The sequence below is a fragment of the Rhizobium sp. CNPSo 3670 genome, assembly GCF_057784555.1.
This window is the reverse complement of sequence record NZ_JBXSOL010000019.1, coordinates 86776-100662: the sequence shown is the minus strand read 5'-3', so window position 1 is coordinate 100662 and position 13887 is coordinate 86776. Positions and strand designations below refer to the sequence as shown.

At 61.4% G+C, this 13887-nt stretch carries 8 protein-coding genes; 4 read left to right on the top strand and 4 right to left on the bottom strand.

What is annotated here, in order from left to right; genetic code table 11:
* Window positions 1-154: 154 nt before the first annotated feature.
* Window positions 155-1198 carry a magnesium and cobalt transport protein CorA gene (locus AC13QO_RS20205; protein ID WP_085781697.1) on the top strand — a complete coding sequence of 348 codons (1044 nt, stop codon included), beginning with the start codon at window positions 155-157 and terminating at the stop codon, window positions 1196-1198.
* On the opposite strand, the gene AC13QO_RS20200 is transcribed toward AC13QO_RS20205, so the two are convergent.
* From AC13QO_RS20200 to AC13QO_RS20190, 3 genes are all read right to left on the bottom strand, one after another.
* Complete coding sequence (locus tag AC13QO_RS20200; protein WP_085781696.1) at window positions 1199-1972, bottom strand: phosphotransferase; 774 nt, start codon at window positions 1970-1972, stop codon at window positions 1199-1201.
* On the bottom strand, window positions 1969-2859 hold the full coding sequence (locus AC13QO_RS20195; RefSeq protein ID WP_085781695.1) for an MBL fold metallo-hydrolase: 891 nt from the start codon (window positions 2857-2859) through the stop codon (window positions 1969-1971). Before AC13QO_RS20195 ends, AC13QO_RS20200 begins: the two co-directional genes overlap by 4 nt.
* A 69-nt stretch (window positions 2860-2928) precedes the next feature.
* Window positions 2929-3291: a hypothetical protein gene (locus AC13QO_RS20190; protein WP_488541614.1), complete on the bottom strand. Its 363-nt coding sequence runs from the start codon at window positions 3289-3291 to the stop codon at window positions 2929-2931.
* Window positions 3292-3535: 244 nt separating this feature from the next.
* Between AC13QO_RS20190 and AC13QO_RS20185 the strand changes: the two genes are divergently transcribed.
* Genes AC13QO_RS20185 through glgB form a run of 3 tightly spaced genes read left to right on the top strand, consistent with a single transcriptional unit; the run spans window position 3536 to window position 12234 of the window.
* Entirely contained in the window at window positions 3536-6757 is a 3222-nt protein-coding gene (locus AC13QO_RS20185) for an alpha-1,4-glucan--maltose-1-phosphate maltosyltransferase (RefSeq protein WP_488541613.1), read from the top strand.
* Window positions 6758-10039, top strand: a complete 3282-nt coding sequence (treS, locus tag AC13QO_RS20180; RefSeq protein WP_085781692.1) for a maltose alpha-D-glucosyltransferase — start codon at window positions 6758-6760, stop codon at window positions 10037-10039. It begins immediately after the preceding gene.
* The gene (gene glgB / locus AC13QO_RS20175) at window positions 10036-12234 is read left to right on the top strand and encodes a 1,4-alpha-glucan branching protein GlgB (RefSeq protein WP_085781691.1); all 2199 of its coding nucleotides are present in this window, start codon (window positions 10036-10038) and stop codon (window positions 12232-12234) included. The genes treS and glgB overlap by 4 nt, the downstream gene beginning before the upstream one ends.
* Before the next feature lie 21 nt (window positions 12235-12255).
* Here the strand turns inward: glgB and AC13QO_RS20170 are convergent, their stop codons facing one another.
* The gene (locus AC13QO_RS20170) at window positions 12256-13881 is read right to left on the bottom strand and encodes a thiamine pyrophosphate-dependent enzyme (RefSeq protein WP_488541612.1); all 1626 of its coding nucleotides are present in this window, start codon (window positions 13879-13881) and stop codon (window positions 12256-12258) included.
* Window positions 13882-13887: the final 6 nt, after the last annotated feature.

Below are 13887 nucleotides of genomic sequence, written 5' to 3'. Positions count from 1 at the left end.
GGCTATTGGATGGGCGTTTTTCGATAGCGAGGGTTTAGCAAGTCGCCGTGCGGAAGCGGATGCATGTTTTACGAAATGGCATTATGATCGGCGCAACGCTTGACCGGCGTTGGATGCGGATACGTGAGCCGCGGAACGGGGAGGACGGCAGGATTTGGAACGGCTGAAGGATCTGGACAGTGTTTCCGCGCGGGTCGGCAGCGGGACGGCGTCGCCTCCTTATGAACGACGCGGCGTCGTAGCTGCCGCCGTCTACGAGCATGGGCAGCGTATTCGCGACATCAAAATAGAGGAAGCCGGCGAGTGGCGGAACCGGGAAAATGCCATCGTCTGGATCGGCCTGCACGAGCCGGATGAAGTGCTGCTGCACCAGATCCAGGCCGAGTTCAATCTGCATCCGCTGGCGATCGAGGATGCGGCGCAGCCCCACCAGCGCCCGAAGCTGGAAATTTATGGGGAGGCGATGTTCATCGTCGCCCGCACCGCCCATATGAAGGACGGCGAAATCGTCTTCGGCGAAACGCATCTCTTCGTCGGCCGCGGTTACGTCGTTTCGGTCCGCCATGGGGAGTCGTCCTCATATCTGGCGGTAAGGCAGCGTTGCGAGGCGACGCCGGCAGCGCTTGCCCATGGTGAGAACTACATTCTCTATTCCATCCTGGATTTCATCGTCGACAACTACATGCCTGTCATCGAGGTGGTGCAGGAAGAGGTCGAGATGCTCGAGGATCTCGTGCTGCGCGAACAGTTGGGAAAATCTGACATCGAGCGGCTTTACCTGCTGCGGCGCAAGCTCCTTCGCCTGCGCAACGCCGTGGTGCCGCTTGTCGACGTCTGCCGGCGATACGAGCATATCGACCTTCCCGGCATGGATCCGACACTGCAGTCGCTGTTTCGCGATGTCACCGATCACGTGCGCCGGGTTCAGGAAGATATCGACGCGCTGCGCGAGGTACTCGCCTTCGCCTTCGAGGCCAGCGTCATGATCGGCCAGACGGAGCAGACGGCGATTGCCCGCAAGCTCGCCGCCTGGGCGGCGATCCTCGCCGTTCCCACCGCGATCGCCGGCATCTACGGCATGAATTTCAGCGATATGCCGGAATTGAAATTCCAGTATGGCTATTTCGTCGTATTGGGCGTCATCGCTGTCCTGTGCCTCAGCCTTTTCGGCTTCTTCCGCCGGCGAAAATGGCTTTAGTCAGGACAGCGCTTTCAACAGCCGATTTCGGTGTATCCCGATATAGCCGATGTCGTTCAGATAGAGCCTGGCGTCTCCTGCATCGACGTCTTCCGCGAAGATTTCGTCGCCGGCCGCAGCCCTTGCCAACATGAAATCGACGAGGGCTTGAAGCCGGCTGCAGATCATCTCGGGAAGCTGGCGCCGTTCTTCCATCGTCGCGCCATAGGCGTTGCAGAAGATTTTCGCCCGCCGCAGCTGGTCGTCCAGACCGAATGCCACCGAGGGGTTGGCAGGATCGGAGAGGGGCGCCCAGCGATAGACCGCATAGGCGAGATCCCAAAGGCGCGGGGCGGGATGGGCAGTGTCGAAATCGATGATCCCGACAGCCTCCTGATTGACGGCCGCGACATTATAGGGCGCATAGTCTCCGTGACAGACGATCTCACGTGGCTCCTGCGGCGGCAACATCCATATCTGAGCATCGTCATCCGATTCCAGAAAGCCTTGAGATGCAGTATGAAGATCGCGCAGAAGTCTCGCTGCTGACATCAGCATGCGCTCCGATCCGACAATGGGATCACTGAGGTCTTCACAGACGCGCCCGGCGACGTAGCTGACGACCTCCTGATCGTCGCCGGTAATTTGAATGGGCTGCGGAGCTGCCGAAAAGCCTTTCCTTCCGAGATGGCGCAAGAACCGGTGCGTGGTCGGCGTCCATGCGCCGGATGGTCTGATGACGGTATCCCCGTCGCGCCAGATCTGTCCGGTTCGCCCGCCCTCCAATAATTTCACGCATGGCCTCCAGATTTCAGTTTTTCGATATGGGCCTGAACCGTAGCGGCAAGGTTCGTCTCATGGCAGTTCCGGTAGAACGCCGCCGCGCCCAAAGGCATCCCGTCGGGAATGGCGACGAAGTCGTCAAGACGGAAACCATTTGTAATGCCGAGTTCAGAGTCAGCCAGCTGGCTTTCACACAGACCGCCGATGCGAACAGCCAGGGCTTCGAAATAAGCAAGGTTCTCATCCACCGCCGAAGGCGAAGATGATCTGCCGTGCGCGGGAATGACCAGTCTCGCATCAAGGTCACGGATCCGCGTGAGTGAGGAGCGGATCTGGCGAAGATCATGGGCACTCCTGCTCCAGACTTCGGGAATGGGAGTTTCCACCGCGTCGACGGCCAGGCAGATCCGGAGTTCCGGGATCCAGACGGCGATATGGTCAGGCGTGTGTCCCGGCGTATGAATGAGTTCGAGCGTCAGATCGCCGCCGTTCAGGGCCATCGAGCCGGAGAAGGTGATATCCGGGCCGATGAGTTCGACATTCGCAAACCGCGTCTCCAGTCTTGCCTTGTCCTTCAGGATCTGCTGCGTGGAGGCATCACGCAGACGGTCGAGTGCCGCGGCATGCGCGATGATCGGAGCACGCCCTGAAACCGCAGAGTTTCCCCAGAAGTGATCCCAATCCATATGCGAATTGACGACGATCAGCGGGCGATCCTCGCCTCTGTCGCCAAGCAGATCCAGCGCCATCCGGCACAGCTCGGGCGTGCCGAGCGTATCGATCAGGACATTGAACCTCTCGGTCCGCACAAACACGGCATCGACCTCGTCTCCCGCCCGGAGGATAATGATGCGCTCGTCAAGACCGGGATAGGAGCACAATTCTACCGCTTGGTTCACGTCTGCCCGCCATATTGCAACCGCAGTGATATCATCTACTACATCAAATCTCGTTTGGATGCTCGCCCCCTAAGGGCTCCCAGATGTCCCCTCCACGGGCACTGGCACATCCCACCGTTCCATCACGGCGTTCGGCACAGTGACCGCACAGATCACCATTACGCTGGGCTTCGAGCGGCGGAGGTTCTTCGGCGTCCATTGCGCCTGGAGCGGGACGGCGCATCGGGGAACCAGCACCTTCGCGTTCGGTTCCAGCACGTTCCAGCGCTGGTGCCCCCTGGCGATCTCCTGCGTGATGAAACGCCCGGCCTCCTCGCGGATTTCGAACAGGCCGTGCTTATCAGGTGCCGAGCGGTCGGTCTCGATGCTCCAGGAGGCGAGGAAGGGTATGCAAGCCGGGAGGGCGGTAATGACGACTATTGATCGAAGCATTGATGGGTGGGCTCTCAACCGCTCTATGATTTCCGGATTGGAAACAGTCAGAGGATCTTTTAGCGCATGGCGGCAATATCTCTACCGGCAAATCCCAAGACTTCCTTCTCTCGTTGAGCGCGACGACCTGGCTGATGATGTCGTCTCCCGTTCGCATGCCCCATGCAGCCGTGAATTGACGGTTTGAGTGGAACAACCTCCGCCAAAGGAAGTTTGCCTGAAAAGCAACTCGAGGCGGCGGCCGATGTTACTCTCTGCGAAGCAGGGTGCTTTCAGCACCCCACCCCGGATCTATTATGTCAACCCGCTACTTCTCCAAGGTATCGATGCATGGCGTGAGGTTTTCGGCCATGCGGCGGATACCGGCTTTGATTATGTTCTGACCGCGCCGCTCTTCGAGCGGGGCGGGGACTGCAGCGTCTTTACCTCCCGGGATTTCGATCGCCTCGATCCTGACCTGCAGCTCGGCAGCGCGGTCGATGATGGGCTATCGCGCTTGGTGGAGGCTGCTGACAAGAGCGGCGTCGGCCTGATGATGGACCTGATGCTCGACGGGAAAGTCGGCGATGCACAAGTCTTTCGTCCGGTCGATCCTCGGCGCTCGCCGCTCGATCCGGCGGAGCCGATGAACACGATCGGGTCCGAGCGGCAATTGCGTTTGTTGGGAGAGTGGACCGAACGGCTATGGCGGCTGTCCGGGCTCGGCCTCTCCGGCTACCGAGTGCTCGGGATTGATCGCGCCGCACCGTCGCTTTTCAAATCGCTGATCGCTGCCGTGCGCGAGAAGGCTGACGCTCAATTTCTCGCCTGGACGCCCGGCACCGATTTCGCGGTAAGAAGAGCGATCGCCGATGTAGGCTTTTCAGGATGTTTTTCATCGATGGCCTGGTGGGATCTCGACGAGAGATGGTTCATCGAGGAGCACCGCGTCCAGGAGGCGCTCGGCTGGCAGGTTGCCTTTCCCGAGCCGCCCTTTGCCAGGCGGATCGCGCATGGGACCGAGAGCCGTGAAATCCTCGAGCGGCGTGCCGTCAGAGCGCTGCGGCTTGCCGCCTCGCTCGGCGGTGGTCTCATGGTTCCGATCGGTTTCGAATATGGTGCGGCGACGCCGCTCGATCCCACGCATGGCGATGGTTCGGGCCTGAGGAGGCTGCGCCATGATCTCGCCTTCGACATCTCCTCCGAAATACGCCTCGCCAATGCCGAGATCGGCAGGTCCGGCCACGCGCGCGCTCCATCGCTTCGCCTGATCCGCAACGCCAATGGGCCGGTTTCGGCGCTTGTGCTATCCGAGGAGCAGGATCTTCGCAACGCATCGAATGTGCGGTTCGTCCTGATTAACAGGGACCTCAGGAGAAGCGCTTCCCCACCGATGACGGCCCTTCGCGAAGTTGCCTCCGGTTATCTTCCCGTCGCCGCCGATGCGGTCCTGCGCCTGCAGGCAGGGGAGATGCGGATCATCGAAGCCAAAGCGCCCGAGCCGATTGCATCCCGGCCAGCTATCGACGTTGAGCAGGCAATCGCTTCGCCGCGGCTTGCCATCGAAAACATCATGCCTCGGGTCGATGACGGCCGATTTCCCGTAAAGCGTGTGGTCGGCGAAGCCGTCACAGTCGAGGCCGATATATTCGCCGACGGCCACGACCCCCTCGCCGCCGTGCTGCTCTGGCGGCCGCTCGATGCCATGGCGGAGTGGAACGAGACAGAGATGCAACTGGTCGAGAACGACCGCTGGCGTGCCGAATTCCTGCTGGAACGCGTCGGGCGCTATGAATTCGCGGTCGAAGCGTGGAGGAACCCGTTCGCGATCTTCCGCTACGAGTTGACCAAGAAGCACGATGCCAGACTGGACCTGAAACTGGAGCTGCAGGAAGGATTGGAGCTCGTCCACAGCGCGAAAGCCGAAGCGCGGGCGGCACTCGGCGCTGAGCTGCAGGCGCTCATCGACAGTCTTGAAAACGCTTCCGATGCCGAGCGCACGGCGATCTTGCTCGACCCCGAGACAGCCGAGTTGATGAAACGGGCCGATAAGCGGCCTTTCCGGCTTCGCTCCACGACAAGCGCCGTCGATGCCGAACGCAAGTCGGCGGCCTTCGCCAGCTGGTACCAGATCTTCCCGCGGTCGCAAAGCGGGGATCCGAACCGGCACGGGACCTTTGACGACGTCATCCCGAGACTGCCGGATATCCGCGGCATGGGCTTCGACGTGCTCTATTTCCCGCCGATTCATCCGATTGGAACGACCAACCGGAAGGGGCGCAACAACAGCCTGAAGGCAGCACCCGGCGATCCGGGAAGTCCCTATGCCATCGGCTCCGAGGAGGGCGGCCATGATGCAATTCATCCAGAGCTTGGCGATTTCGAGGATTTCGGCCGGCTGGTCGAGGAGGCGGGCCGGCATGGGCTGGAGATCGCACTCGACCTTGCGATCCAGGCCTCGCCCGATCACCCATGGCTGACGGAGCATCCCGGCTGGTTCGATTGGCGCCCCGATGGCACAATCAAATATGCGGAAAATCCGCCGAAGAAATACGAGGATATCGTCAACGTCGACTTCTACACGAAGGACGCGCTGCCCTCGCTCTGGGTGGAACTTAGGGATATCGTCCAGCTTTGGGTCGACCAGGGCGTCAAGCTGTTTCGGGTCGACAATCCGCACACCAAGCCCTTCCCGTTCTGGGAATGGCTGATCGGCGATATCAGGGCGCGCCATCCCGAGGTCGTCTTCCTGTCGGAAGCCTTCACCAAGCCGAAGGTCATGTACCGGTTGGCGAAGATCGGCTTCTCCCAGTCCTATACCTATTTCACCTGGCGCAATACTAAGTGGGAGCTCGAGCAATATATGCGGGAGCTGACCGAGACGGCGCCGAGGGAATTCTTCCGCCCGCATTTCTTCGTCAACACCCATGACATCAATCCGGATTTCCTCCAGAACGCGCCGCGCCCGGCCTTCCTGATCCGCGCGGCATTGGCCGCGACGCTTTCCGGACTGTGGGGTGTCTATAACGGCTTCGAACTCTGCGAGGGGCGTCCCGATGCCAAGCGCAAGGAATATGCCGACAGTGAGAAATACGAGATTCGCGCCTGGGATTACGACAGGCCAGGCAACATCATCGCCGAAATCCGGATGTTGAACCGCATCCGGAACGAAAACACCGCGCTGCATTCGCATCTCGGGCTGACGCTGCTGAACGCGTGGAATGACAATATCCTGTTCTTCGAGAAGGCGAGCCGCGCCCGCGACAATGTCCTGCTGATCGCGATCAGCCTCGATCCCCACAATTTTCAGGAGAGCAATGTCGAGCTGCCTCTGTGGAAATGGGGACTTGGGGACGGCGGCGCGCTCGACGCCGAGGATTTGGTCACGGGGCACCGGTTCAGGTGGAACGGCAAATGGCAGAGAGTGAGTTTCAATCCTCAGATCCTGCCCTTTGCGATCTGGCGCGTTCGCGCAGCGGAGGCATGAATGGACACGATGAATTCCGGTAGCGTCGACCCGCTGCTCTGGTACAAGGATGCGATCATCTATCAGCTGCACATCAAGTCGTTCTACGACGCCAATGGCGATGGTGTCGGCGATTTTGCCGGACTGCACCAGAAGCTCGATCACATCGCAGCGCTCGGCGTCAACGCCATCTGGCTTTTGCCTTTCTTTCCCTCACCGCGCCGCGACGACGGATACGACATCGCCGACTATGGCAATGTCAGCCCGGATTACGGGACCATGGAGGATTTCCGCGCCTTTGTTGACGCCGCCCATCAGCGAAATATCCGCGTCATAATCGAGCTCGTCATCAACCATACCTCCGACCAGCATCCCTGGTTCCAGCGCGCACGCCATGCACCTGCGGGATCGCCGGAGCGGGATTTCTATGTCTGGTCAGATAGCGACCAGAAATTCCCGGAAACGCGCATCATCTTCCTCGATACGGAGAAATCGAACTGGACGTGGGATTCGGTCGCCGGCGCCTATTATTGGCACCGCTTCTATTCTCACCAGCCCGATCTCAATTTCGACAGCCCGCTGGTTATGGAGGAGCTGCTGAAGGTGATGCGCTTCTGGCTGGAGACCGGCATCGACGGTTTCCGCCTCGACGCAATTCCCTACCTCGTCGAGCGCGAGGGGACGATCAACGAAAATCTTCCCGAGACCCATGCGATCCTCAAGCGCATCCGTGCCGCTCTCGACGCCACTCATCCCGGCGTGATGCTGCTTGCGGAGGCCAATCAGTGGCCCGAGGACACGCGGGAATATTTCGGCGATGGCGACGAATGCCACATGGCGTTCCACTTCCCGCTGATGCCGCGCATGTATATGGCGATCGCCAAGGAAGACCGCTTCCCGATCACCGACATCCTGCGTCAGACGCCTGAAATCCCGGAGAATTGCCAGTGGGCGATCTTCCTGCGCAATCATGACGAGCTGACGCTTGAGATGGTCACCGACGCGGAGCGGGACTATCTGTGGGAGACCTATGCATCCGACAAGCGCGCCCGCATCAATCTCGGCATCAGGCGGCGCCTGGCGCCTCTGATGGAGCGCGACCGCCGGCGCATAGAGCTGATGAACGCGCTGCTTCTGTCAATGCCGGGAACGCCCGTGATCTATTATGGCGATGAGATCGGCATGGGCGACAACATCTATCTCGGCGACCGCGACGGGGTGCGGACGCCGATGCAATGGTCACCGGACCGCAATGGCGGCTTCTCCCGGACGGATCCGGCGCGACTCGTCCTGCCGCCGATCGCCGATCCGCTCTACGGTTTCGAGGCCGTCAATGTCGAAGCCCAGAGCACCGACGCGCATTCGCTGCTCAACTGGACGCGAAAGATGCTGGCGTTGCGTGGCCGGCATCCGGCCTTCGGACGCGGATCGCTGCGTTTCCTGTCGCCTGAGAACCGCAAGATCCTGGCCTATCTTAGGGAATATAACGGCGAGACGCTGATGTGCGTCGCAAACCTCTCGCGACTGCCCCAGGCGGTCGAGCTCGACCTCTCGGCCTTCGAGGGCCGCGTGCCGATCGAACTAACGGGCATGTCGCCGTTTCCACCGATCGGGCAACTGACCTATCTCCTGACACTGCCGCCCTATGGCTTCTTCTGGTTTCAGCTGGAGGCCGATGCCGATCCGCCGGCATGGCGCACTGCTCCACCCGAACAGCTTCCCGATCTCGTGACGATGGTGATCCGCCGCGGTCTGCTCGACCTGGTCGATGAGCCGCGGTTGGGACGCGTCCTCAGCAACGAAATTCTCCCCGCTTATCTCGCCAAGCGGCGCTGGTTCGGCGCCAAGGACCAGCCGCTTCAGGCGGCCCGGCTGATCTCGGCGACGCCGATCCCCTATGCTGACGGCGTCGTCCTCGGCGAATTGGAGGTGGAGCTGCCGGATCATAGCGAGTCCTATCAGCTGCCGTTGGCGATCGCCTGGGACGACGCGCAACCCTCTGCTCTGACGCAGCAGCTTGCGCTCGGGCGGGTTCGCCAGGGCAGGCGGGTCGGCTTCCTGACGGATGGGTTTGCGGTCGAGCCGATGGCGCGCGGCATCCTGCGCGGACTTGCCGACCGTTCGCGCATTACCGGGCGCACCGGCACCCTCGAATTTTTCGGAACCGAACGGCTCGACCGCCTCAATATCACCGACGAGATGCCGGTCCATTGGCTCTCGGCCGAGCAATCCAACAGCTCACTGATCGTCGGCGACGTCGCCATGATCAAGCTGATCCGGCACATCTTCCCGGGTGTCCATCCGGAGGTGGAGATGACGCGGTTTCTGACCTGCGCGGGTTACGACCACACCGCGCCACTGCTCGGCGAGATCGCGCACACCGATTCCAGCGGCCGCCGCTCGACCTTGATCATCGTCCAGGGCGCGATTCGCAACCAGGGCGATGCCTGGAACTGGATGCTGAACAATCTGCGTCGCGCGGCGGACGAGTTCGTCTTGAACGATCCGGCGCTTGAGCCGGACGACGAGGTCTTCCAGCCGCTCATCAACTTCGTCGCAATGGTCGGCGTGAGGTTGGGCGAGCTGCACGCAGTGCTTGCTGGAGAAAACGCAGACGAGGCGTTCAGTCCTGTCGTCGCCGGCGACGATGAGGTCGAGGCCATCAAGAAGGCAGTGTCGGGCGAAGTGGCCTATGCCATGTCGAGGCTTGCCGAGCGCGAGGAAAACGCCGATCCCATGATCGATCAACTGGCCGGCCCGCTTCTCGATCGGCGATCGGAACTTATCGAGCTTGGCGCGAGACTGGCGGAGAGCGCCCGCGGCTCGCTGATGACGCGCACGCATGGCGATTTCCACCTCGGCCAGATTCTGGTCAGCGAGGGTGACGCGGTCATTATCGACTTCGAAGGCGAGCCAGCGAAAAATCTGGCCGAGCGCCGCGCGAAGACCGTTCCCTTGCGCGATGCCGCCGGACTTTTAAGATCGCTCAGCTATCTCGTCGCCACCGCCCAGCTCGAAAACGACGCCATTACCGAACATGAGAGCGAGGTTCGCCGCGACGCCATCGCGCGGTTCGGCCGAAGGGCCAAGGAGGCCTTTCTCGGCGCTTATTGGCAGGCGGTTTCGACATCCGCGGCGCTCGCTATGCCGCCTGATCAGCGACGGAGGGTTCTCGATGCCTTTCTTCTTGAAAAAGCCGCCTACGAAATCGCTTATGAAGCCCGCAACAGGCCGAAATGGCTGCCGATCCCGCTTGCCGGCCTTACCGAAATCGTATCGCGCTTAGCGGGGGTAACGGCATGAATGTTGAACGCTCGGAACTTCTCGCCGGCATCGGGCATGATGCCCTCGGGGCCCTGATCGAGGGACGCCATGGCGATCCCTTCTCGATCCTCGGCCCGCACGAAAGCGGCGGCATGACGATCGTGCGCGTCTATTTGCCGGGTGCCGAGGGCGTCGATCTCATCGAAGCGGCGAGCGGCAAGGTGGTGACGCCCTTCAGCATCGCTCACCCCGCCGGCCTGTATGCGGCGGCGATGGGATCGAGGATGCCTTACCGGTTGCGGATCACATGGCCGGATGGCGAGCAGATCACCGAAGACCCCTATAGCTTCGGGCTTTTGCTCGGAGAGCTCGATCTCCACCTGATCTCCGAGGGCACCCATTACAGCCTGAGCCGGACGCTCGGCGCGGTTGAAATGTCGGTTGACGACGTCGCGGGCGTCCGCTTCGCCGTCTGGGCGCCGAATGCCCGCCGCGTTTCGGTTGTCGGCGATTTCAACGCCTGGGATGGGCGGCGAAACCCGATGCGGCTGCGGCAGTCGGCGGGCGTCTGGGAGCTGTTCGTGCCCCGGCTCGCGCCCGGCGAAAGATACAAGTTCGAGATCATCGATGCGCACGGACACTGCTTGCCGCAGAAGGCCGATCCGGTGGCGAGAGCCAGCGAGGCCGCTCCGTCCACCGCTTCGATCGTCGCATCGTCGACGCGGTTTCGATGGACGGACGATGATTGGATGAAGGGCCGGTCGCGACAGGAAAGACTGGGAGGGGCGATTTCCGTCTACGAGGTGCATGCCGGTTCCTGGCTGCGGGAGAATGGCGGACGGTCGCTCGACTGGGTCGAGCTCAGCCAGCGGCTCGTTCCCTATGTTCGCGAGATGGGATTCACCCACATCGAGCTGCTGCCGATCATGGAGCACCCCTTCGGCGGCTCCTGGGGATATCAGCCGCTCGGCCTCTTCGCCCCGACCGGCCGTTATGGCACGCCCGAGGATCTCGCCTATTTTATCGACCGCTGCCATGGCGCCGGCATCGGCGTCATCCTCGATTGGGTGCCGGCCCATTTTCCCACCGACGTCTGGGGGCTCGCCCGCTTCGACGGCACCGCGCTCTACGAGCACGAGGACCCGCGCGAGGGCTTTCATCGCGACTGGAACACGCTGATCTACAATCTCGGCCGCAATGAGGTGAAAGGCTTCCTGATCGCCAGCGCGCTCGAATGGCTCGAACGCTACCATATCGACGGATTGCGCGTCGATGCCGTTGCCTCGATGCTCTACCGCGACTACAGCCGCAACGAAGGGGAATGGATTCCGAACCGCTATGGCGGCCGCGAAAATCTGGAAGCGGTGGAGTTCTTCAAACACCTGAACAGCATCGTCCATGAGCGCTGCCCGCACGCAATGACGATCGCCGAGGAATCGACGGCCTGGCCCGGCGTGACGAAGCCGCCGGAAGAGGGCGGGCTCGGCTTCGACATGAAGTGGAACATGGGCTGGATGCACGACAGCCTGAGCTATATCGAGAAAGATCCCGTCTATCGGAGCTACCACCACGGCACGATGACCTTCGGCATGATCTATGCCTATTCCGAACGCTTCATTCTTCCGATTTCGCACGACGAGGTGGTCTACGGAAAGGGCTCGCTGCTCGGCAAGATGCCCGGCGACGAGTGGCAGAAGTTCGCCAACCTGCGCAGTTACCTCGCCTTCATGTGGGGCCATCCCGGCAAGAAGCTGTTATTCATGGGAAGCGAGATCGCTCAACCCGGCGAGTGGAACCATGACGCTTCGGTGAGCTGGGATGTGCTGGATCGGCCCGCGCATGCAGGAATCCAGCGGCTGGTCAAGGATCTGAACGGCTTCTACAAAGACGAGCCGGCATTGCAGTTCGGCGATTTCCATCACCAAGGCTTCGAATGGGCGACGGCGGATGACGCAGTCAATTCCGTCCTCGGCATGCTGCGGTATGCCCCTGACCGCTCCTCGTCGGTGCTCGTCGTCTCGAATTTCACGCCAGTGCCGCGCTATGGCTATAGGATCGGCGTGCCGCAGGATGGCGTTTGGATCGAGAGGATCACGACGGATGCGGGCGAATATGGCGGCTCGGGCCTCGTCAACGGCGCAGTGTCGAGCGAACCAGTATCTGCCCACGGGAGGCCGCATTCGCTCTCGCTGACGCTGCCGCCGCTGGCGACGATCTTTCTCAAGTCGCCTTGATAGGGCTTCGCCTCCATCCGGTCATTCGTGCGGAGCCGGATGGATGAAGGGCCAGGGGCTTGCCTCCGATCCCTTTTCAACTGGAACTTCGATGAGGACGGGCTCGTCGAGTGCAAGGGCTTTCTCCAGCACGTCCCGCAATTCGTCGGGGCTCGTCGCCTTGAAGGATCGGATGCCGAAGCTTTCGCCGAGAGCGACGAAATCGGGATTGGTCAGATGCGAGCCGAGAGTGCGGCCCTTATAGGTCTGCTTCTGGTCGCGCAGCACATTGCCATAGGCGGAATTGTTGAACACGATGGCGACGACGGCGATCCTGTGCTGTACGGCGGTGGCAAGCTCCTGAACGCCGAACATGAAGCCGCCATCACCCGAAACGGAGATCACGGCCTTGTCGGGATGGGCGACTTTCACGCCCAAGGCGGTGTTGAAGCCGAAACCGAGATTATCCTGATAGCCGCATGTCACATATTGACGAGGACCGTAGGCCGGGAAGGCAAAGCGGGCGGTAAAGCCCATCTGGCTGACTTCCTCGACGAAGAAGCCGTCTCTCGGCAGGGCCTCGCGAATGGCTTCGAGATAGCCAAGCTGCGGCTGCACCGCCGAAAAACGAGACCTTGCCTCTTCATTGAGTTCGGCAAATTCACGTGTGCGATCCTCGCGGCCGGAACCGGCCAGCGCATCGATCAGCGCTTTCGTTCCATCCCTGGCGTCCGCGACGATACCGACATCCGGCTTGAGGCGGACCATTTCGGTCGGATCGATATCGATGCGGATGATCTTGAGCCCCTTGGGAAGCCACTTCCAGCGCATGAACTGCAATTCGAGCCGGCTGCCGACCCCGATCAGCACGTCGACCTTCTTCCAATATTCATAGGCGGCGACGAAATTCAGATAATTCGGATGGTCGTCGGGGACGATGCCCTTGCCGGAGCGATGCGATGTCACCGGTGCCTGCCGCAGTTCCGCAAGCGCGGCGATATCCGCGCCGGCATCCGCCGCGCCACCGCCAACCATGATCATCGGATTACTGGCGCTTGATATCAGCGCCGCCGCGGCGGCGATCTGATCGGGATTGATTGCCGGATGAGGCGCTCTCGCGCCAATGGGAATGTCTACTTCAGGGCCGGATTGTCCGAACACGTCCCAAGGGGCTTCAACCGCTCCCGGGCCCTGGCGGCCGGAGCGCATCTTGGCGACAACCCCCGCCATGATGACACCGGCTTCGGACTGGTGATTGATGCGTTCCGCCGTCTTGGCAATCCCGCGCATTGTCGCGAGTTGATCCGGCAGTTCGTGCAACTGTCCTCTGCCTCGGCCAATCAGGTGCGACATGATATTGCCGGTGATGCAGAGCACCGGCGCGTTGGCGCCGTAAGCGGTGCAGAGGGCCGCGCCCGAATTGAGGACGCCCGGGCCGGGCACGACGGTATAGGCGCCGATCCGGCCGGTGGATTTGGCATAGCCGTAGGCCATATAGGCCGCACCCTGTTCGTGCCTTGTATGGATGAATCGGATCTTGTCGCCGGCGTCATAGAGCGCATCGTTGAAATCATACATGTGGGCGCCGGGGATGCCGAAGACCGTGTCGATCCCATGGGCGACAAGCGATCGGGTGATCGCCTGGCCCGTCGTTTCTTTCCTGCTCATTCGGAG